Annotated in this window: 19 protein-coding genes; 2 read left to right on the top strand and 17 right to left on the bottom strand. The window is 61.1% G+C overall.

The genetic code is table 11. The features are described 5' to 3' along the window. Nucleotides 1-82: 82 nt before the first annotated feature. Nucleotides 83-1,408 carry a GGDEF domain-containing protein gene (locus tag J5Y06_RS15565; protein WP_209336110.1) on the top strand — a complete coding sequence of 442 codons (1,326 nt, stop codon included), beginning with the start codon at nucleotides 83-85 and terminating at the stop codon, nucleotides 1,406-1,408. Nucleotides 1,409-1,613: 205 nt separating this feature from the next. Here J5Y06_RS15565 and J5Y06_RS15560 read toward each other — a convergent pair whose 3' ends face one another. The 3 genes from J5Y06_RS15560 to paaH all read right to left on the bottom strand — a co-directional run bounded on the left by J5Y06_RS15560 (nucleotide 1,614) and on the right by paaH (nucleotide 5,482). Then, complete coding sequence (locus tag J5Y06_RS15560; protein WP_385932608.1) at nucleotides 1,614-2,834, bottom strand: ABC transporter substrate-binding protein; 1,221 nt, start codon at nucleotides 2,832-2,834, stop codon at nucleotides 1,614-1,616. Nucleotides 2,835-3,009: 175 nt separating this feature from the next. After that, nucleotides 3,010-3,894: an EamA family transporter gene (locus tag J5Y06_RS15555; RefSeq protein ID WP_209336109.1), complete on the bottom strand. Its 885-nt coding sequence runs from the start codon at nucleotides 3,892-3,894 to the stop codon at nucleotides 3,010-3,012. A gap of 43 nt (nucleotides 3,895-3,937) precedes the next feature. Continuing rightward, nucleotides 3,938-5,482, bottom strand: coding sequence for a 3-hydroxyacyl-CoA dehydrogenase PaaH (paaH, locus tag J5Y06_RS15550; RefSeq protein WP_209336108.1), 1,545 nt, complete (start codon nucleotides 5,480-5,482; stop codon nucleotides 3,938-3,940). A gap of 362 nt (nucleotides 5,483-5,844) precedes the next feature. On the opposite strand from paaH, the gene J5Y06_RS15545 reads away from it, so the two are divergent. Further along, entirely contained in the window at nucleotides 5,845-6,636 is a 792-nt protein-coding gene (locus J5Y06_RS15545) for an N-acyl homoserine lactonase family protein (protein WP_209336107.1), read from the top strand. 35 nt (nucleotides 6,637-6,671) lie between these two features. Here the strand turns inward: J5Y06_RS15545 and J5Y06_RS15540 are convergent, their stop codons facing one another. The 14 genes from J5Y06_RS15540 to J5Y06_RS15475 form a co-directional block, all read right to left on the bottom strand. Continuing rightward, nucleotides 6,672-7,559 (bottom strand): NAD(P)-dependent oxidoreductase, encoded by an 888-nt coding sequence (locus J5Y06_RS15540; protein ID WP_209336106.1) that lies wholly within the window; start codon nucleotides 7,557-7,559, stop codon nucleotides 6,672-6,674. Then, nucleotides 7,560-7,958: a carboxymuconolactone decarboxylase family protein gene (locus tag J5Y06_RS15535; protein ID WP_209336105.1), complete on the bottom strand. Its 399-nt coding sequence runs from the start codon at nucleotides 7,956-7,958 to the stop codon at nucleotides 7,560-7,562. It abuts the gene before it with no gap. Nucleotides 7,959-8,033: 75 nt separating this feature from the next. After that, the gene (locus J5Y06_RS15530; protein ID WP_425348070.1) at nucleotides 8,034-9,017 is read right to left on the bottom strand and encodes a branched-chain amino acid ABC transporter permease; all 984 of its coding nucleotides are present in this window, start codon (nucleotides 9,015-9,017) and stop codon (nucleotides 8,034-8,036) included. Further along, the gene (locus tag J5Y06_RS15525; RefSeq protein ID WP_209335519.1) at nucleotides 9,017-9,904 is read right to left on the bottom strand and encodes a branched-chain amino acid ABC transporter permease; all 888 of its coding nucleotides are present in this window, start codon (nucleotides 9,902-9,904) and stop codon (nucleotides 9,017-9,019) included. The genes J5Y06_RS15530 and J5Y06_RS15525 overlap by 1 nt, the downstream gene beginning before the upstream one ends. A 3-nt stretch (nucleotides 9,905-9,907) precedes the next feature. Further along, nucleotides 9,908-10,657, bottom strand: coding sequence for an ABC transporter ATP-binding protein (locus tag J5Y06_RS15520; protein WP_209336104.1), 750 nt, complete (start codon nucleotides 10,655-10,657; stop codon nucleotides 9,908-9,910). Next, complete coding sequence (locus J5Y06_RS15515; protein ID WP_209336103.1) at nucleotides 10,650-11,417, bottom strand: ABC transporter ATP-binding protein; 768 nt, start codon at nucleotides 11,415-11,417, stop codon at nucleotides 10,650-10,652. The genes J5Y06_RS15520 and J5Y06_RS15515 overlap by 8 nt, the downstream gene beginning before the upstream one ends. A 6-nt stretch (nucleotides 11,418-11,423) precedes the next feature. Next, nucleotides 11,424-12,422, bottom strand: a complete 999-nt coding sequence (locus J5Y06_RS15510; protein WP_209336102.1) for an NADPH:quinone oxidoreductase family protein — start codon at nucleotides 12,420-12,422, stop codon at nucleotides 11,424-11,426. Then, nucleotides 12,419-13,555 carry a CaiB/BaiF CoA transferase family protein gene (locus tag J5Y06_RS15505; RefSeq protein ID WP_245247918.1) on the bottom strand — a complete coding sequence of 379 codons (1,137 nt, stop codon included), beginning with the start codon at nucleotides 13,553-13,555 and terminating at the stop codon, nucleotides 12,419-12,421. The genes J5Y06_RS15510 and J5Y06_RS15505 overlap by 4 nt, the downstream gene beginning before the upstream one ends. Next, nucleotides 13,552-14,193 (bottom strand): 3-hydroxyacyl-CoA dehydrogenase family protein, encoded by a 642-nt coding sequence (locus tag J5Y06_RS15500; protein WP_209336101.1) that lies wholly within the window; start codon nucleotides 14,191-14,193, stop codon nucleotides 13,552-13,554. Before J5Y06_RS15500 ends, J5Y06_RS15505 begins: the two co-directional genes overlap by 4 nt. Before the next feature lie 12 nt (nucleotides 14,194-14,205). Next, nucleotides 14,206-15,072 carry a 3-hydroxyacyl-CoA dehydrogenase family protein gene (locus J5Y06_RS15495; RefSeq protein ID WP_209336100.1) on the bottom strand — a complete coding sequence of 289 codons (867 nt, stop codon included), beginning with the start codon at nucleotides 15,070-15,072 and terminating at the stop codon, nucleotides 14,206-14,208. Further along, complete coding sequence (locus J5Y06_RS15490) at nucleotides 15,069-16,235, bottom strand: acyl-CoA dehydrogenase family protein (RefSeq protein WP_209336099.1); 1,167 nt, start codon at nucleotides 16,233-16,235, stop codon at nucleotides 15,069-15,071. The genes J5Y06_RS15495 and J5Y06_RS15490 overlap by 4 nt, the downstream gene beginning before the upstream one ends. Then, nucleotides 16,235-16,939, bottom strand: coding sequence for an SDR family NAD(P)-dependent oxidoreductase (locus J5Y06_RS15485; RefSeq protein WP_209336098.1), 705 nt, complete (start codon nucleotides 16,937-16,939; stop codon nucleotides 16,235-16,237). Before J5Y06_RS15485 ends, J5Y06_RS15490 begins: the two co-directional genes overlap by 1 nt. Next, nucleotides 16,932-17,702 carry an enoyl-CoA hydratase/isomerase family protein gene (locus J5Y06_RS15480; protein WP_209336097.1) on the bottom strand — a complete coding sequence of 257 codons (771 nt, stop codon included), beginning with the start codon at nucleotides 17,700-17,702 and terminating at the stop codon, nucleotides 16,932-16,934. Before J5Y06_RS15480 ends, J5Y06_RS15485 begins: the two co-directional genes overlap by 8 nt. Further along, the gene (locus J5Y06_RS15475) at nucleotides 17,702-19,324 is read right to left on the bottom strand and encodes a class I adenylate-forming enzyme family protein (RefSeq protein ID WP_209336096.1); all 1,623 of its coding nucleotides are present in this window, start codon (nucleotides 19,322-19,324) and stop codon (nucleotides 17,702-17,704) included. Before J5Y06_RS15475 ends, J5Y06_RS15480 begins: the two co-directional genes overlap by 1 nt. Nucleotides 19,325-19,329: the final 5 nt, after the last annotated feature.

Below are 19,329 nucleotides of genomic sequence, written 5' to 3'. Positions count from 1 at the left end.
GCTTTAACCTCCGCCCGGAAAAGGACGGGCAAAGGCGCCTCGACCCTGCCGTTGTGATGGCAGCGTTTAGCGGAGCGAGACCATGTGGCGGTTTGTTGATGCGCAGATCGGCAGGAAGCCGCAGTCTTCACCATCGCATGACGGACAGAAGACGTCCGTGACCTCTTCCAGCCAGCAGTTGCTGGAGCGCTTCCTCAGCAATCCGGTTGTCATGGCGCAGGTGGAGCAGCTTCTGTCCGGCCGCACGCGCGACATCCACTTGAAGGGCGAGATAAGAAGAGCGTTCGAGCAGCGCAGTTGGCGAAGCGCAGCGAGCATCATCCGGTCGTGGATGGTTTTCGTGATCCTCCTTGATCTCCTTCTGCTGGCTCTCAGCTTTTTCCTGCTGTCGCGCGACACCGCACTTGCGATCACGGCACCAAGCCTCGTGATCATCCCTGCCGCTCTGGGCGTGCGGCAAATCTGGAAAAAGAGGCGTCCGGACCGCGCCCTAGGCTCAGCCCTGCTGGGTGGAATGGCCGTTATACTCCTTTGCGTCTGCTGGATGGGCGTGGCGGCGGGCGGACCGCTGCTCAACCGCTACCTCCACGTAATGTTGTCGGTTGCGATCACCGGCGTTGTCATCTTCAGCATCCCGTTCCGGCAGACGGTGGCCATCGCCGCATTCGCCGTTTCGCTCTTCTTTGCAACCCAGATCGCCTTCAGCACCGAGAGCGTCGGAATGATCTTGTTCGGCGTGCTTTTCTTCGGCAGCGGCATGGCAGCGACCGTGCTTGGCCGAAGGACCATGAACAAGCTCGCCTATAAGGCCTTTCTCCTAGAATTGCGCGATCGGCAGCGTCTGTCCGACCTCGCGCGTTCCAATCGCCGTCTGGAGCAGCTGTCCAAGATCGACGGGTTGACGGGCGTGGCAAACCGCCACCTTTTACGGGAACGCTTGGAAGACCTGCGCCAAGCGGGCGGCACAGTCGCGATCCTCATGTGCGACATCGATGATTTCAAGGCGTTGAACGATCATCTGGGACATCTGGATGGCGACAGATGCCTCGTCGATGTTGCGCGCATCCTGACAAATTTCACCCGCTCCGAATTGGACTGCGTTGCCCGCTTTGGCGGCGAAGAGTTTCTGGTCCTTCTGCCCGGGGTCACAGAAGCCGACGCGATGGCGGTTGCGGAAAGAATACGAGCCGCCGTAGCAGCGGCCGCGCATCCCAATCCCCTGTCTCGCGTGACGCCAGTGGTCACGATCAGCATCGGAGTTGCCGTCGGATCGACCACGCTTCCCGACAACGTCCTCCAGAAGCGGGCCGACGTTGCGCTTTATGACGCGAAGCGAACCGGTCGCAACCAGGTCCGGCTGTGGATCCCCGCCCTGGACAGCCGGAACGCCTTGTACAACGTCGCCTGACTGCATCGGCTTGCAGCCAGCCTCTGGCCGGCAGCCGCAGTCACACGATTCGTTTGTGACCTAGCCGGCTTGGCGGTGGCGAGCCTTGCCGGCTCCAAAAGGTTGCAGCGCCCCGTTCGTCAACGCAGTTTTGAGAAGCCCGAGCGCCGACACGCACCGGGAACAGCGAAGTCGCACCCCACAGAGCGCGACCTCGCCCAATCCCTTACTTCTTCAACAAGCTGCAGGTGCTGTTTTCCGGCTTCAAATAGGCGTCCTCACCCGGAATCTCGGAAAGAATGGTGGCGAAGTCCCAATCACGCTTGGATTCCTCGGGCGCTTTCACCTTTGCAAGATACATGGTGTGAATCATGCGGCCATCCTCGCGGATGTAGCCATCCTTAGCGAAGAAGTCGTTGATCTTGTTTTCGCCCATCCACTTGCGGACGGTTGCAGAATCGTCCGTGCCGGTTGCCTCGACGCCCTTGAGATAGTGCGTTACGGCCGAATAGAAGCCCGCCTGAATCATCGTGGGCATCGCATTGTGACGTTCAAAGAAGCGCTCGGCGAATGCCCGCGTTTCGTCGTTAAGATCCCAGTAAAAACCGGTCGTGAACGTCAGCCCCTGCGCGGTTTCAAGACCCAGCGCTTTGATATCCGTCAGGAAGACGAGCATGCCGGCGATTTGCTGACCGGCTTGAACAATACCGAACTCGGCGGCCTGTTTTACGGCGTTGGAGAAATCGGCGCCTGCGTTGGCCAGACCAACGACTTTCGAACCGGAAGACTGTGCCTGAAGCAGGAAGGACGAAAAGTCAGCAGTCCCGAGCGGATGCCGCGCAGCACCAAGGATGGTCCCACCTCCTTGGGTGACCGCGTTGCCTGTGTCACGCTCCAGCGAGTGACCGAAGGCGTAATCTGCCGTGACGAAGTACCAGCTGTCGCCACCTTCACGCAGGATCGCGTTGCCGGTGCCATTTGCCAAGGCATAGGTATCATACACGTAGTGGATGCCAAGCGGCGTACAGGCGTCGTTGGTCAAGGCCGTGGTGGCAGAACCTGCCGCGATGGTGAGACGATTGCGATCCTTTCCGAGCGCCTGGATGGCGAGCGCCGACGCAGAGTCGGTCGACTCGATCACCATGTCGACATTGTCGTTGTCGATCCAACTGCGCACGATGGTGTTCGTGACGTCCACCTTGTTCTGGTAGTTGGAAGACAGGAGCCGGATCGGCTTGCCAAGCACCGTGCCGCCGAAGTCATCGATCGCCATCTGCGCGCCGACCACGGCTCCCTGGCCGCCATTTGCCGAGTAGACGCCAGACATATCGACGATCGCACCGATCGTGACCTCATCGCCTGACACGGTCTGAGCACTTGATGCGGTGAGAGCGGAAAGGCTCACGCAGGCCGCCAGCGCCATCGTTGTTAGAGTTTTTTTCATCATGATAACCTCCCGTTTGATGCGGTCGTCGCAACATGTGACGCTCTGCAAGCCTCGTGCCACTTCTTGGAGCGCAACGAGGCCCAGAAACTTGGCCAATGCAAGCATTTGCTCGCCTTCAGCCTGTCCTCAATACCGACACAATCGCGTTGAGCTGTCTGGCGCACGGTCAGCCCATTCAGAGTGATCGAGATCGTGTCGTGCCAGCAATGTGAATGATCACGCCCGCAACGATCATCAGGCTGCCAGCGATTTCAGATGTTGTAAGCCTTTCGCCAAAGATGAGAGCCCCCGCGGCCAAGCCCAGGATCGGGATCAGCAATGAGAATGGCGCAACAGTTCCGGCGTCGAACAAGGACAAGGCTCGCACCCACAAGACATAGGCAACGATGGTGCCCAGAATACCGAGATAGAGCCCTGCCAGAACAGCCGAACCGCTGGCTTCCCACGATAGGCCGGGATCCTCCCCCGACGCCCAAGCAAGAACAACAAAAGGGCCAACAGCAACAAAGCTCGCCCACACCACCAGCGAAAGCGGCTTGTAAGAATAGCCTTTCCGCACACCGAAGCGAACAACCACGTTGGACATAGCCCAGCACAGGGCGGCGCTGACGCCCAGAAGAACCGCCGCGATACCACCGTGATCGCCTTCGGCACTGGAGATGATGACCGCAAGCCCAGCGAGGCTCAGCCCCAAGGCGCTGGCTGTGTAACGCGTGAAGTTCTCTTTAAGCAGAAGCAAAGCGAGCAACGGCGTGAAGACGGCCTGCAACTGGAGCAACAGAGATGCGATGCCGGACGCTAAGCCCCACGTCATCCCGATAAACAGAAAGGTGAATTGGGCGACGCCGAACAGAAGGCCGTAGCTGAGCAGGAATGGGAGCGGCACCGGGGGCCGCTCAACGAACCAAAGCAACGGCAACGACGCTGTCGCAAATCGCAGCGCAGCCAGCGTGAACGGCCCAACATGGGCCACCCCGACACGGATAACTGCGAAATTCAGTCCCCAGATCACGACGACCGGCAGCGTCAGCGAGAGGAGCGATGAGAGCCTGCTGTTCATGACCATGGATGACGCGATAGCAGGGCGTGCAAGGCGCCCGATCTCATGAACGAGACCGATCCTGCTTCGCTTCAATAAGGGCACGACCAGACTGCGCACGTCGGCGCAGCCACTGGGAGGCGCGATAGCGATCGTCTCCGTAGGCGGACTGCAGCGCGCCCAGGCCAGCGAGGATGCGGCTCGGACCCACAGCATCTCCCCAGGAAAGCGGTCCGCGTGGGTAGTTCACGCCCAATGTCATCGCCTTGTCGATGTCATCAGCTGATGCCACGCCCTGAAGAACAGCCTCGGCCGCCTCGTTGACCAGCATCGCGAGGGTCCGAAAAACCACCAAGCCGGGAACGTCGTCCACAACGCTCACTGTTTTTCCGGCCGCCCTTAACAATCCGACTGCCGCAGGCAGGCATTCGCCCGATGCTTGGTCCGCTACCGCAATGCACATGCGCGGGGACACCCGGTAATCGAGAGCGAGATCGAACAGAACCAGGTCGCCCGGCTCGCCTGCAGCAACTCTAGCAGTGGCCGTGCGTCCATCGGTCAGTGCAAGCCGTACACCCTGGCTCGTGATAGAAGCTGCCGACCCTTCTTTGCGCGTGACCTTCACACCGGCCGCTTTCAAGCTGTCCACGAGCGGCTCTGCGGGGCCCAAATCTCCTTCGACGGTGACGCTGTCACAGGACGCCGACGCGGAAGCGTCCTCTGGTTCCGCGCGGGACGAAGGGTCCCTGTAGTCATAAAAGCCGCGACCGCTTTTTCGGCCAAGCCAGCCGGCCGACACGAGTTCCTGTTGAACCAGGGAGGGTCTGAATCGAGGATCATAGAAATAGGCCTCGAACACCGAGCGCGTGACCGCCGCGTTCACGTCGTGGCCGATCAGATCCATCAACTCGAAAGGCCCCATCCGGAAGCCACCCGTGTCGCGTATGATGGCATCGATGGTGGCGCAGCCAGTCGCTCCTTCCTCGAGAAGCCGAAGTGCCTCCGCGTAAAACGGCCGTGCCACGCGATTGACGATGAAGCCCGGCGTGGACGTTACATGGACAGGCGCCTTGCCCCAGTCGCGGGCCGTGGCTTCCAGCACCTCCAGCACCCCCTTGTCCGAAGCGAGGCCGGCGACGATCTCCACCAGCTTCATCACAGGCGCAGGGTTGAAGAAGTGCAGCCCCGCCACTCGGTTCGGATGCTGCAGACCGGCCGCAATGGCGGTTACGGAAAGGGACGACGTGTTGGTGGCGAGAACGGTGTCAGCTCCGACGATTTCCTCCAAGGCGGCGAAGACCTGCCGCTTCACATCGAGCTTCTCTACGATGGCTTCGATCACCAGTTGTGCGGGCGCAAGAGAGTGGACCGATTGCGCGACGATCAGCCGGGATGCGACCGCGTCTCGCTCAACGGATGAAAGGCGGCTCTTCTCGACCAGCCGGTCCAGCGCAGCCAGTATCGAGGCCCGCCCCTTCGTGGCCGCGCCTTCGGCGGCGTCGAACAAAAGCACCTCATGCCCTGCCTGGGCGGCAACTTGCGCGATACCGGCGCCCATAGCGCCCGCCCCGACGACCGCGACAACAGCATTCTTTTTAAGGCCAGGCATTGTTCTTCCAACTCCTCAAGAGCACAAGATGAAGCCACCGGATTCCTTCAGAAGAAGGCGGCCGCTCGGCTATTTGACGGGTCATTCACCGCAGCCATGTCCGTGCTTGGTCAGACGGATGTTGCCGCCGTGTACAGGATGGCCGCATGGGCGACATGACTTTCGAAAAAATGGAGTGCACCCACTTCTTTGGCCAAACGCGATGCAAGCCTGGTGCCAAGGAGCACGCTTTTCTCGTCTTCGATAAACAAGGACTGCCGCCAGCGGTTCGGGCTTGACTGCTCACGCTCAGGCAAACAACATCTTCCGCAGAACGGTTAAACCCCGTCCCTTCAAACACTACCCCTTCCAGATGCAGGGTCATGTTCCGCCTTTACGCTTTGAAGTATGCCGAACTGACGGGCCGGAAGCGGTCCGACGTGTTTCTCACCGCCGATCCCCATGACGGCCATATCGACATGGCCTATTACATCTGGGTCGCCGTTCGGGATGATGGCGAGGCGGTTGTGATCGATACCGGCTTCACGCCTGAGACAGCCGCCAAGCGGGGACGGGTCTTCCTCGAACATCCGACCCAGCTCTTCGCGAGGATCGACGTCGATCCGACCAAGGTCCGAAACGTCATCGTCACGCATCTGCATTACGATCATGCCGGAAACTTCTCCTTGTTTCCCAACGCGCGCTTTCACATCCAGGACGACGAGATGGCGTTCGCCACGGGGCGCGACATGGGCCATCCAGCCCTTCGCGCGCCGTTCGAAGTCGAAGACGTCGTGGAGATGGTTCGAGCGGTCTATGGCGAACGGGTCATCTTCCACAACGGTGATGCCAGCCCGATGCCCGGGATCGAGCTGTTCAAGGTCGGTGGTCATTCACGCGGGCTGCAGTTCGTTCGGGTGGCAACGGCCCGTGGACCGGTCGTGGTCGCCTCTGACGCTGCCCATTATTATGAAAGCTTCGAAGAGGATCGGCTGTTCGGCATTGTTGACAGCCTCGGCGCGATGGTGACGGGGTTCAGGCGCCTGCGGGAGATCGGAGGCGAAGCGTCTCGGATCGTGCCGGGGCACGACCCTGAGGTTCTTCTGCGCTACCCCGCGCCAAGGGAAAAGGACGATGGCTTCGTGGCAGCCTTGCACCTGCCGCCTTCGCGCTAGATGCTGGAGCGGTGCAAAAGCCATAGTGAACCGTTCTAACCCTTCCGTCTGATCGTGTCCGCCAGAAACTGGTGCATTGCGGTGTGATCCGCTTCTGGTCCCAGCGCTTCCGAGGCTTCGCGCCACATCCTTGCCATCAGAGCCAGTTCGGCCACCTGGAGGTCCAGGTCGGCAGCAAGGTCAGCGGCGATGCCGATGTCCTTGGCCATAAGATTCATGGCGAAGCCGGAATTGAAAGCCTGCGACACCATGAACGGCAGCGCCTTTCGCTCAGTGGTATTGTTGCGCCCCGTAGAGGCGTTCAGCGCTTCCACGATGGTTTCAGGGTTCAGGCCGAACTGAGTTCCGACGTGCAGCGCTTCGCTGACGGCAACGAGGCCGGCGGCTGAAACATAGTTGTTGAGCGCTTTCATGCAGTGCGCTGAACCGGTTTTCCCGGTGTGGATGATGGACGCCCCCATAGCCGTGAGGACAGGCCGCACGCGTTCAACTTCGGCTTCCTCACCGCCAACTAGGATCGCCAGTGTGCCATCGACAGCCTTTGCAACGCCACCGGATACTGGCGCATCGAGCAGCGTCACGCCTTGGCGGTTCAGCGTTCCGGCGAGGCTTGTCGTGTCCGTTGGAGCCGATGAGCTCATGTCGATCACGAGCGTACCCGGACGCAGGGCAGCGGCAAAACCAGGCTCTTCAAGCAGCGCCTGGCGCACGATCTTGCCCGTGGGCAGCATCGTGATGAGAAGGTCGGCGTTGCCGGCCACGTCGGCCACTGTTTGGCCGACCTGCCCGCCTGCCTGCGCGAATGAATGGCGGGCAGCTTCGCTCATGTCGAAGCCGACAACCTCAAAGCGCGCCTTCGTCAAGTTGCGCGCCATAGGATGTCCCATGCGCCCAAGCCCAATGAACCCGATCTTGCTGAACATTCAGGCGCCACCGTCTATTTCGTCGAACACGGATTGAGCGACCCGGAAGCTGTCAATGGCAGCCGGAACACCGCAGTAAATGGCGACTTGAAGCAGGATTTCCCGAATCTCCTCGCGGCTCAGGCCGTTGTTCAACGCACCCCGGATATGAAGCTTCAGCTCATGCGGCCGGTTCAACGCGGAAATCATGCCAAGGTTGAGGATGGAGCGACTGCGGCGGTCTAGACCCGGACGGTTCCAGATCTCATCCCAACAATATTCGGTCACCAGCTGCTGCATGGGCCAGTTGAAGTCAGTGGCCGCGCCGACGCTCTTGTCGACATAGTCAGTGCCCAGAACCTCTCGCCTGGTCTTCAAACCCTTCTCGAACTTTTCCGATCGCTGTCTTTCGGAAGCCATTGTAGAGATCCTTATCTGCTGGTGTTGTGTCTGTTGCGGCGCGCAATCTGCGTCGCCTTCCTCGTTCCGAAGCCGTCAAAGCGGCCGGCGCAGCCTTTTGGCGATCAGGCCCACGACGCCTTCGCGGAACAGGAGCACCGCGATCACGAAGATGAAGCCCTGGATGATGGTGACCCAGGCGCCGAGGCTCGCGAGGTAGTTCTGCATGGTGACGATGATCGCGGCGCCCACAAGCGGCCCGAACACCGTGCCCATGCCACCGATCAGCGTCATCAACACCGCCTCGCCCGACATCGACCAGTGGACGTCGGTGAGTGAAGCCAGCTGGAACACGATCGCCTTGGTGGCGCCGGCAAGACCGGCGAGAGCGGCGGACAACACGAACACGGTCAGCTTGTAGTTGTTGACACGGTAGCCAAGCGAGATGGCGCGCGGTTCGTTTTCGCGGATTGCCTTCAGCACCTGCCCGAACGGCGAATGGATGATCCGGTAGATCGCAAGCAGACCGCCAAACACAATGGCCAGCACCATGAAGTAGAGCGACATGTCGGAGTTCAGGCTGATCACGCCGAACAGGTCGCCGCGCGGGACGTTCTGGATGCCGTCTTCGCCGCCCGTGAAGGGCATCTGCAGCGCCGCAAAATAGACCATCTGCGCAAAGGCGAGCGTCACCATGGCGAAGTAGATGCCCTGCCGCCGAATGGCAAAGCTGCCGATCACCAGGCCAAGCAGCGCGCCGCTCAAGGTGCCAAGGATGATCGCGACCTCCGGCGTCAGGCCCCAGACCTTGGCGGCATGGGCCGACACATAGGCCGCACCGCCGAAAAAGGCAGCATGCCCGAACGACAGAAGGCCGCCGAAGCCCAGCAGCAGGTTCAAGGCGCAGGCAAACAGCGCAAAGCACATCACCTTCATCAGGAACACCGGATAAAGGAAGAAGGGGGCGATCAAGGCTAGCCCGAGCAGCAGGGCAAAGATGGCGATGTGGTAGCCGGGCATTGCACCGGTGGTGCGTTCTTCCGGAAGGCGCATCGTGTTGGGTTCAGCAACAACGGACATCAAGCAGTTCTCCCGAACAGACCCGCAGGTTTCACAAGCAGCACGAGGGCCATGATCACAAAGATCACGACGGCCGATCCTTCGGGGTAAAAGACGCGGGTCAGCCCCTCAACAAGGCCGAGCCCGAAGCCGGTGAGAATAGAGCCCAGGATCGACCCCATGCCGCCGATCACCACCACGGCAAACACCACGATGATCAGGTCCGCGCCCATGTTGGGATTGACCGAATAGATCGGCGCGGCAAGCACGCCGGCAAAGGCGGCAAGCGCAACACCGAAGCCGTAGGTCAGGGTGATCATGCGTGGCACGTTGATGCCGAACGCGCCAACAAGCGACGGGTTTTCCGTTGCCGCGCGCAGGTAAGCGCCGAGCTTGGTTTTTTCGATCACGAACCAGGTGGTGATGCAAACCGCCAGCGAGGCAACGACGACCCAGCCGCGGTAGTTCGGCAGGAACATGAAGCCGAGGTTCTGGCCGCCTGCAAGCTGGCTGGGGATCGTATAAGGCAGCCCCGAGATGCCGTAATAGTTGCGCGCAAAGCCCTGGATGATCAGCGCGAGGCCGAAGGTCAGGAGCAGCCCGTAAAGATGATCGAGGTGGTAAAGCCGCGAGATCAGGACGCGCTCAAGCACCACCCCGGTGAAGCCCACGATGATCGGCACGAGCAACAGCGCCCACCAGTAGTTGATGCCGAGGTAGTTCAAGAGCATCCAGGACACCAGCGCACCCAGCATGTACTGCGCGCCATGGGCGAAATTGATGATGTTGAGAAGACCGAAGATGATGGCCAGCCCCAGCGACAGGATCGCATAAAAGGCGCCGTTGATAAGGCCGAGCAGCAACTGCCCGAACAAGGCTTGGGGCGGAATCCCGAGAAGGTCGATCATTCTTCAAACCCCCAGATAGGCGTGCAATTTGTCCATGTTCGCATCGAGTTCGCTGTTTTCGATCATGTCCACCGTGCGGCCTTGTTCGACGATGTAGTGCCGGTCAGCAACCGACGATGCGAAGTGGAAATTCTGCTCCACAAGCACGATCGTGAAGCCCTCTTTCTTCAGCCGTGCGATCGTGTGGCCGATCTGCTGCACGATCACCGGTGCCAGCCCTTCCGTGGGCTCGTCCAGGAGCAACAGGTTGGCGCCCGTGCGCAGGATGCGGCCGATCGCCAGCATCTGTTGTTCGCCGCCCGAAAGCTTGGTGCCCTGGCTCGACAGCCGCTCCTTGAGGTTCGGGAAAAGCTCGAAGATCTGCGGGACGGAAAGGCCGCCGTCGCGCACTTTCGGCGGCAGCATCAGGTTTTCCTGCACGGACAAGGAGGCGAAAACACCGCGTTCTTCCGGGCAGATCGCGATGCCTGCCTTGGCGATGTGGCGCGCCGGCAGGTGCATCAGTTCCTTGCCCTCGAACACAACCGAGCCCTTGCGCTTGGGCAGCATGCCCATGATCGACTTCAGCGTGGTGGTTTTGCCTGCGCCGTTGCGGCCAAGCAGGGTCACAACTTCGCCGGAGCGCACATCAAGGTCGATGCCATGCAAGACGTGACTTTCGCCATACCAGGCTTCAAGCCCGCGCACGGTGAGCAGCGGCGCTGCCGAAGCGGCGGTGGCGGGACGTTCGGTGGCGAGTGCAGCTTCAGCCATGACCGGCTCCAATATAAGCTTCAACCACGCGCGGATCCTGGGACACGGTGGCGTAATCGCCTTCGGCCAGAACCTTGCCGCGTGCCAGAACCGTGATCGTGTCGGACAAGGTCGCCACGACCGACAGGTTGTGTTCCACCATCAGGATGGTGCGGTTGGCCGAAATGCGCTTGATCAAGGCGGTGATGCGCTCGACATCGGCTTGCGCCATGCCGGCCATCGGTTCGTCCAGAAGCAGCATGTCGGGGTTCAGCGCGAGCGTCGTGGCGATCTCCAGCGCACGCTTGCGGCCGTAAGACAGTTCAGTGGCCTCGTGGTGGGCGAACTCGGCCAGGCCCACTTCCTCAAGCAGCGCCAGCGCTTCGTTGTCGAAGCGCGACAGGATCTTTTGCGAGCGCCAGAAGTCAAAACTGTCGCCGCGCTTGCGCTGCAAGGCGATGCGGACATTTTCCAGCGCCGTCAGATGCGGAAACACCGCCGAGATCTGGAACGAGCGCACCAGCCCGAGCCGCGCAATATCCGCGGACAAGAGGTTGGTGATGTCCTTGCCGGCATAGGTGATCTTGCCCCTGGTGGGCTGCAGGAACTTGGTCAAAAGGTTGAAGCAGGTGGTCTTGCCAGCCCCGTTCGGCCCAATCAGGGCATGGATCTGCCCCCGGCGCACGGAAAGATTGACGCCATCGACCGCTACAAAACCCCTGAACTCCTTGGTCAGGTTCTCGGCCGCTAGAATGATGTCGTGATCCGATTTTCCTCCCATCCCGGTTCACCTTTCCGTCGTGGAAAGGACGATCTTGCCTTTGGCCCGACCTTCCGCCAATGCGGATAGGGCCTCGCCAAATTGCTCGAGGGGAAGGACCTTTGAGATGTGAGGGTCGAGTTTCCCCGCCTGCCAGAGTGCGAAGATCGCTTCTTGTGCCTGCGCCACCTTCTCAGGGCTGCGGTCGCGGTAGTCTGACCACTGCAGGCCTGAAACCGTGATGTTTTTCACCAGAAGATAGTTCGAGCGAATTGCCGGAATGTCCCCACCGGCAAAGCCCACGATCACCATGCGCCCACACCATGCCATCGCGCGCATAGCAGCGGCATGGGCCTCACCCCCAACCGGATCCACGACGACATCTGCCCCGTGGCCGTTGGTAACGGCAGAAACTTCGGTCCGTAGCGCCTCGCGAAGGTCGCTTCTGTTGGTGTCGATGACATGATCGGCGCCCATCGACCGCGCCACTTGCGCCCCTTCGGGACCACGCGTGCAGGCGATCACGAGCGATGCTCCCATTGCTTTTGCAAGCTGGACGGCAGCGGAGCCGACGCCGCCTGAAGCGCCGAGCACGAGAACGGTTTCGCCGGGCTGGAACTGACAGCGTTCGAGGAGCGCGAAGTAGGACGTCTGGTAAACCAGCCCAAGCGCCGCCGCGGTTTCGAACGTCATTCCGTCCGGAATCCGAAAGCAGCTTTCGTCCCGTGCAAGGAGCTTCTCTGCGTAAGCGCCATATTCCACCTGCGCGGCAACCTTGTCGCCCACAGCGAGACGGGTCACGCCCTCGCCTAACGCGGAAACAACGCCGGCAGCAGCCTTGCCCGGTGAGAAAGGCAGCGGCGGCTTTACCTGGTAGCGCCCTTCCATCACGAGGATGTCTGGATAATTGGCTTCTGCCGCGGCAACATCGACGAGCACCTCTCCCCGGCCCGGGGAGGGATCAGCCACGTCGACCAAACGGGCCTCCTGAAACGGCGCAAATCTCTCGACGAGAACAGCCTTCATTCCGCTTCGGGCCCCAGCAATTCCCGCGTGTGTTCGCCCAAACGTGGCGCGCGGCTGGCCGCGGTTCCCTCACCTCGTGCCGAAGCGGCGATCGGCGTTGGCAGTGCAGCCATCTCTTGTCCATGATCGTTCGTCAGCGGCCTTGCGAAAAGCCCGCGTTGGGCGAAGTGAGGATCAGCCATCGCATCGTTTAAGGAGCGCACGATACTGCAGCAGCAATCAGCTGCGGCCAGAACCGGCTGCAGCTCGCGCGCCGTGCGCGCAGCGATGATCTCGCTGATGCGCCGCGTCGTGCGCTCCGGCGAGACCGTGTCATCAACCAGTTCCTGTTCGAGGCCAATCGCCGCGCAGAAGGCCAACCAGAACTTCTGTTCCAAGGGAGCTACGGCCACAAAGTGCCCGTCGGCGGTGGCATACAGCCGGTAGCGCGGCGAACCGCCCGACACCTGCGCATCGCTGTTGCCCGGCCACGTACCCGTCGCCTGCCCCTGCCCAAACGCCCAATACATGAAGGGGAACAGGTTATCTGCCATGGCGACGTCGAGATAGGCGCCACTGCCGGTCTTATCGCGCTGGCGCAGAGCCAGCAGAATGTTGAGAACAGCAGGATAGCTGCCACCTGCGATATCCGCGATCAGCGCCGGCGGCACAACGGGGCTCTCGGTTGTCCCGCAGCTCAACGCCAGAAGCCCTGTGTCGCCGATATAGTTGAGATCATGACCGGCCTGAGCCGCGCGCGGTCCTGTCTGACCGTAGCCTGTTATGGAGCAGTAGATAACATCCGGCCGAACTTCCCGTATGTCGTCATAGCCCAGCCCGAGACGGGCCATCACGCCTGGTCGGAACTGTTCCACAACGATGTCCGCCTTCTCGATAAGCGGGCGTAGCCGCTCCCGAGACGCGGGGTCCTTGAGGTCCACCGCTATGCTCTTCTTGCCGCGATTGAGCATCGCGAAATTGATGCTGTCGCTCCCCCATTTGGGCTCGTAGCTGCGCATCTCCTCGCCACGCCCGGGCCGCTCAACCTTGATGACGTCGGCGCCTGCCTCTGCCAGGAACAGCGTCGCCATCGGTCCTGGCAAGAGCGTGCTGAAGTCAAGCACGGTCACGCCCGATAGCGCCCCTGGCATCATTGCCGATCTTCCCGCGCCCGGGCAACAACCGCCCGCCGCGCCGGCATGTAGGAGGGCAGACCCGTCATGTCGAAGATTGCTCTTGAAATGTCGCAGTGCCGTGCAAGACCACCCCTTTCAACGCGCTCGATCGGGCCGTCAGGATATCCAAGGCCCATGCGGCAGGTCATATCCATTGCCTCGGCCGTTGCCAGTCCCTCATCAAGGAAGCGCAGGGCGGCGTTGTATTTGGGGCGAACCAGCCGGTCGATGATGCGGCCCGGCTGATCTGCGCAGACAACGACCGAGAAGCCGGCTGCTTCAAACATCAGGGTTGCGGCCGAAATCGCCTCCGGATCGCTAGCCGGTTGGCGCACGAGTTCGATGAGGTTGGTGGGCGCATCGTTGCCATTGCGATAGCGCGCGAAGCCCAAGACTTGGGACCCTTCGCGTCCGGACATTTCGCCCGTGTGGACACCCAGGCACTCAGTATCCAACTCGACAAGGATTGCTGCCTTCGAAGCATCCTCCGGCAATTGTTCGCCGGATCCGCCGAGAAGCACAAGGACGTCAGCGGCATCACTCGCACCCGCGAGAAAAGCGTCACCTTCTGCGAAGGAGCGGCTGGGGCCGTTCTGCAGGATCATGTAGTCGCGCATCGCATCCGCCTCCTACTGCTGTTCGTAGTTGTAGAATCCGCCGCCGGATTTTTTGCCCAGGCGACCCGCCGCCACCATCCGGCGCAGCAAAGGCGGAGCGGAAGCTCTCGGATCAAGCGTGACCGGGTAGAAGGCTTCGCAAAGCCGTACCTGCGTATCGAGTCCGATCAGGTCGAGCAGTTCGCAGGGGCCCATCTTGTAGCCAAGCCCCACCTTGATGGCGGTGTCGATTTCGGCCGGAGTGGTCAACCCTGCTTCGATGGCCCGGATGACGTCGTTGTTGAAGGGCACAAGCAAAGCATTGAGGATGAAGCCAGGCTTGTCCTGTGTTTCCACGGGCTTCTGGCCAGCGGCAAGCGTAAACCCCCAAGCCGTCTCGAACGTCGCATCGGATGTGTTGATCCCCCGCGACATCTCGATCAGCTTCATCATCTCGGCTGGCAAACAGAAATGCATGCCGACAACACGGTCTTCACGCCCGCAGCCGGAGGCGATTTCCGTAATCGACAGGGTCGAAGTATTGGAAGCGAAGATCGCCTGGGGGGCACACACGGCGTCGAGCTTGGCAAACAGCGTTTGCTTGGCTTCAAGGCTTTCGAAGATCGCCTCGATCACCAGGTCCGCTTCGGCCAGCGCACCAAGATCCGTCGTGTCCACGAGATTAGCCAGCGCGCTTTCGCGGTCTTCCGCGGTCATCTTGCCACGCTCGACCGACTTGCTGAAAAAGCGTTCGGCGCGCTTGCGAGCGCCCGCGAGGCTTGCGTCCTGAGTATCATAGCACAACGTGCGGAAACCGGCGCGGGCGGCCACAAGGGCAATACCAGCTCCCATCGTGCCGCCTGCCCCGCAGACCGCCACAACCTTGATCGACGTCGTCATGATGTTCTGAAGCTCCGTCCGATGAGCTGGCGATGGACCTGGTTGGTGCCTTCCCAGATCTGGGTGATCTTGGCATCACGCATGAGGCGCTCGGCTCGGTAGTCGCTGCAATAGCCGTAGCCGCCCAGGAACTGCACGCATTCAGTGCTCATCCGCATGGCGAGATCAGACGCTCGCAGCTTGGCCAACGAGGCCTCGACGCCGAAGTCCGCCACGTCGTCGTCTACCAGGGCCGCGACATAGTCGATCCACTGCTCGATCAACGCCAGCTCGGATGCAAGGTCGGCGAGCGTGAATTGGTTGGCCTGGAACTCGATGATTCTCTTGCCGGATTGGCTGCGCTGATTGGAATAGGCGACCATGTCCTTTAGGGCCGCGCGGGCGATGCCCCGCGCATGCGCTGCCACGGAGGGCCGCGACTTGTTCAGCGAAGCCAACAAGATCGACAGCCCCTCGCCCGGTTCGCCCAGCAGGTTGGCGCGCGGGACGCGCATATTCTCGAACGAAAGTGCGCAAGTGGAGGAAGCGCGGTGCCCCATCTTCCGTTCCTTGCTGACGACGGAGAAGCCCGGCGTGTCTTTTTCCAGAACCAGAGCGGAGATGGATTTCTTTGGGTCGTCGATCTCAGACCATTTGCCGAACACGAGCATTAGATCGGCGACGTCGCCGTTGGTAATGAAGACCTTGCCTCCATTGACCACGATGTCGTCGCCATCTGGAGTGAAGCGCGTCTTCATCCCTGTGGCGTCCGAGCCCGCCGTTAGCTCGGTGATAGCCAGCGCGCCGAGGCCGCCCTCGGCGATCCGGGGCAGCAAGCGCTCGCGCTGATCTTGGCTGCCAAAGTCGATCAGCGGCTTCATGCCGTGGCAGTTCGTTGCGTAAATGATGCCGGTTGAAGCGCAAGCCTCGGAAAGCAGCGACACGACCTCAAGATACAACCGAAACGGCATCGGCGTGCCGCCAAATGCAGCCGGAACGAACAGGCCGTTGAGGCCCAGTTCATTGATCGCCTCGATGTTTTCCCAGGGAAACTCGCCGCTTTCATCATAACGGGCTGCATTTGGCGCCACGACGGTATCGACCACGCGCTGAACCGCATCCAGAATCATGCGCTCGTCATCGCTCCACATGCGGCGACGGTCGATTTGCTCAAGCAATTTCATCAGTGGTTCATCCCCTGTCCGCCGTCGATGTAGATGGTTTCGCCGGTCAGAAAGCCGATGCGCTCGGCGAAAACCGCGCCTACGAGGCGCGCAACTTCCTCGGAACTGCCCGGCCGTTTCACGGGTATCCGTGTTTCCATCCAGCGGCGCACTTTTTCGCGGGCGAGGAAGTCACGATTAAGATCCGTCTCGATGTAGCCCGGTGCAATATTGACGACCGAAATGCCGTCGTCTGCCCATTCCACTGCCATGCAGCGGGTCATCGCGGCAACCGCTGCCTTTGAAGCGCAGTAAGCCAGGTTGTCCGGCACGCCCAGCTTGTCGAAGAACGAGCCGATGTTGATGATCATGCCGCCGTGCGCCTTCAGGTGTGGATAGACCTCCCGCGCCGCCACCATCACGGCCGTGGCGTTCAACGCCATGACCTTTTCGAACTCAGCCGTTTGAAGGGTTGCGGTCGAGCCACCCAGATGAACGCCGGCGTTGTTGACCAGTCCAACCAGCCTGCTCCCCGACGCAATCTTCGCGAAGGTTTCTTTGACGGCGGTTTCGTCGGTCATGTCACAGGCATATCCGCTTCCAACGGAAGCGGACCCCGACCGGGACAAGCAGGCGAGGTCGTAGCCGCGCTTTGCCAGGTCGGCTGCGATTGCTGCGCCGATGCCCTTGCTCGCTCCTGTGACGATGATTGTCCCTTCAGGCATCACGGAACTCCGGCTTGCGTTTCTGTTCGAAGGCTTCCATGCCCTCCTCCGCATCCGCGGTGCGGTAGGCGAGTGTCGAGAGTTCCGCTTCCACCCGCAGGCCTTCATGCAAGGGCAAGTCGTGAGCCCGCTGCACTGCTCGACGCGCGAAGTTCAAAACCGGCAGACTGTAGCGCGTGAAGGTCGATGCGAACGCCTTGCCGGCCTCCAGAAGATCATCCTCGATCAGCTTGTTGACGAGGTTCATCCGCTCCGCCTCCCCTGCGTCGACAGTTCGGCCGCTCAGGATCATCTCCAGAGCCCGTCCTTCGCCGACGAGGCGCGGCAAGCGTTGGGTGCCGCCATAACCCGGAATGAGGCCGAGCTTGACCTCAGGCAAGCCGAATTTCGCATTCGCAGACGCGAGCCGGAATGTGCAAGCGAGCGCCAGTTCCATTCCGCCGCCGAATGCATAGCCGTTCACAAGCGCGACCGAAGCGATCGGCAGATCGTCCAGCTTCGCAAACACGCGCTGACCGAGTTCGGCACCGCGCTTCTGGTCGACCAGGGAACGGCTGCGCAGCTCCTTGATATCCGCTCCGGCGCAGAAGGCTTTGTCGCCCGCTCCCGTAATCAGCAGGGCCCGTGCTGTTCTGTCTTCGGCGACGGCATCCAGCGCTTCGCCGATCTGCCCGATGATGGCGAACGACAATGCGTTGAGTGCTTCCGGACGATCAAGGGTGAGGACGGCAAAATCGCCGTCGCGTTTCAAGGTCACCGCCATCACGCATGTTCCTTACGAGCCACATACCGCACCGGCTGCGGCGTCAGTTCACTGCGCTGAACCATCGCTATCAGCTCGCGCTTCAGGATCTTGCCACTCGGTGTCAGCGGAAGCGCATCCATACGCAGGAACCATTCCGGCATGTCGAACTTCGACAGCCCCTCGGCTGCCAGATGCGCCAGCACCTCGTCAGCCTCCGCTGTTCCCAGGATGGCGAGGCACACCTTTTCGCCCAGTCGTTCATCCGCAACCGGAAAGGCCGCTGCCTTTGCCACCTTGACGTGCGACACGGCCAAAGCTTCGATTCGGGACGGATAGATGTTGTGGCCGCCTCTGATGATGAGGTCCTTCAGCCGCCCTTCGATTTTCAGGTGGCCTCGGTCGTCCATCGATCCAAGATCGCCGGACATGAACCAGCCCTGACGGTTGAAGCTTTTTTCGGTGGCAGACTGGTTGTCGAAGTAGCCGAGCATCAGCGCGGCGCCTCGTCCTCCGATCTGTCCTGTTTCACCGGGGCCAAGCCGGCGCTCCTCGTTTTCAGGATCGAAGATGGCAACTTCGTAGGCGGGGCCGCCACGCCCGCAGGTCGAAACCCAGATATCCTGGGCATCATCGGGATGGGTGTATTGGTGAGAGGAATTTTCAGTCATCCCGTAGATGTTCTGCGGCGTCACGCCTTGAAGAACGAAAGCTTCTGCGACAACGGAGGGGATCGGAGAGCCCGCCATGTAGAACATCTCGACCTTGCCGAGCTTAGTGATGCCCCGCTTCTTTTGTTCCTCCAGGATGTCCATGGCATGTGTTGGGACGCCCAGCACATAGGTCGCCCCTGTTTCCAGGATCCAGTCGAGGCGACTCATGCCCGGACGTGGATCATCCGTGACAAACAGGCCGCCACTGGTCAGCCATTGACCGACCCCCACCCAGGCGATGTGATGCGAGAGCGGGCTCAGCGACAGGATCACCGCGTCTTCACCAACAGACCAGTCACGCACCAGGTCACGCGCGTTCGCCAGCAAGGTGTTGGCAGAATGCATGACGCATTTCGGCTTGCCGGTCGTACCGGATGTGAAAGCCAGATACCCGACGGTATCCGGATTGGCGTGCGGAGGACCAGACGGTTCCCGCCCGGTGCGCGGAAGGTCCGCGATGTCGTAGACCCGCTTCATGAAAGGAAGCGCACTGAGCATCGCCTGGAGATCGTGGTTCCCGCGATCGGCGCCCCACCCTTCTTCGGTGATCAGCGCGGCGCTGCCAAGCCGTGTCACCAGTTCGACGATCTCACCGCAGGTATACGTGCGATGGAGCGACGGATTGCAAGCAATACCGACGCGGGAACAGGCGAGGAAAGCCACGTGCACGTGAAGGCGGTTCGATAGCCATAATGACACCCGGTCTCCTGCCACCAGCCCGAGATCCTCGAAGTCGGCAGCAAGCGCGTCGACGCGCTGCTTGAGCTCGGCCCAACTGAGCGCTTCATGCCCGTCCCGCAGGGCGATCGCATCCGGTCGCCTTGCGGCATGATCGGCCATGAGGGAATAGAAGGTGTCGCTCGTCCAAAGGCCGGCTTCGTACCAGGCTGCCGCGCGCGCGGGATCGTGGAGGGTCAGAAAAGGCCGCATTACGT

The organism is Tianweitania sediminis (genome assembly GCF_017813335.1).
Lineage (GTDB): Bacteria > Pseudomonadota > Alphaproteobacteria > Rhizobiales > Rhizobiaceae > Tianweitania > Tianweitania sediminis.
This window is presented reverse-complemented; position numbering and strand designations above follow the sequence as displayed.

Excerpts from the sequence above, each read along its gene's own strand:
- J5Y06_RS15565 (WP_209336110.1), top strand. The coding sequence starts at position 83 with ATGTGGCGGTTTGTTGATGCGCAGATCGGCAGGAAGCCGCAGTCTTCA.
- J5Y06_RS15560 (WP_385932608.1), bottom strand. The coding sequence starts at position 2,834 with ATGATGAAAAAAACTCTAACAACGATGGCGCTGGCGGCCTGCGTGAGC.
- J5Y06_RS15555 (WP_209336109.1), bottom strand. The coding sequence starts at position 3,894 with ATGAACAGCAGGCTCTCATCGCTCCTCTCGCTGACGCTGCCGGTCGTC.
- paaH (WP_209336108.1), bottom strand. The coding sequence starts at position 5,482 with ATGCCTGGCCTTAAAAAGAATGCTGTTGTCGCGGTCGTCGGGGCGGGC.
- J5Y06_RS15545 (WP_209336107.1), top strand. The coding sequence starts at position 5,845 with ATGTTCCGCCTTTACGCTTTGAAGTATGCCGAACTGACGGGCCGGAAG.
- J5Y06_RS15540 (WP_209336106.1), bottom strand. The coding sequence starts at position 7,559 with ATGTTCAGCAAGATCGGGTTCATTGGGCTTGGGCGCATGGGACATCCT.
- J5Y06_RS15535 (WP_209336105.1), bottom strand. The coding sequence starts at position 7,958 with ATGGCTTCCGAAAGACAGCGATCGGAAAAGTTCGAGAAGGGTTTGAAG.
- J5Y06_RS15530 (WP_425348070.1), bottom strand. The coding sequence starts at position 9,017 with ATGTCCGTTGTTGCTGAACCCAACACGATGCGCCTTCCGGAAGAACGC.
- J5Y06_RS15525 (WP_209335519.1), bottom strand. The coding sequence starts at position 9,904 with ATGATCGACCTTCTCGGGATTCCGCCCCAAGCCTTGTTCGGGCAGTTG.
- J5Y06_RS15520 (WP_209336104.1), bottom strand. The coding sequence starts at position 10,657 with ATGGCTGAAGCTGCACTCGCCACCGAACGTCCCGCCACCGCCGCTTCG.
- J5Y06_RS15515 (WP_209336103.1), bottom strand. The coding sequence starts at position 11,417 with ATGGGAGGAAAATCGGATCACGACATCATTCTAGCGGCCGAGAACCTG.
- J5Y06_RS15510 (WP_209336102.1), bottom strand. The coding sequence starts at position 12,422 with ATGAAGGCTGTTCTCGTCGAGAGATTTGCGCCGTTTCAGGAGGCCCGT.
- J5Y06_RS15505 (WP_245247918.1), bottom strand. The coding sequence starts at position 13,555 with ATGATGCCAGGGGCGCTATCGGGCGTGACCGTGCTTGACTTCAGCACG.
- J5Y06_RS15500 (WP_209336101.1), bottom strand. The coding sequence starts at position 14,193 with ATGCGCGACTACATGATCCTGCAGAACGGCCCCAGCCGCTCCTTCGCA.
- J5Y06_RS15495 (WP_209336100.1), bottom strand. The coding sequence starts at position 15,072 with ATGACGACGTCGATCAAGGTTGTGGCGGTCTGCGGGGCAGGCGGCACG.
- J5Y06_RS15490 (WP_209336099.1), bottom strand. The coding sequence starts at position 16,235 with ATGAAATTGCTTGAGCAAATCGACCGTCGCCGCATGTGGAGCGATGAC.
- J5Y06_RS15485 (WP_209336098.1), bottom strand. The coding sequence starts at position 16,939 with ATGCCTGAAGGGACAATCATCGTCACAGGAGCGAGCAAGGGCATCGGC.
- J5Y06_RS15480 (WP_209336097.1), bottom strand. The coding sequence starts at position 17,702 with ATGGCGGTGACCTTGAAACGCGACGGCGATTTTGCCGTCCTCACCCTT.
- J5Y06_RS15475 (WP_209336096.1), bottom strand. The coding sequence starts at position 19,324 with ATGCGGCCTTTTCTGACCCTCCACGATCCCGCGCGCGCGGCAGCCTGG.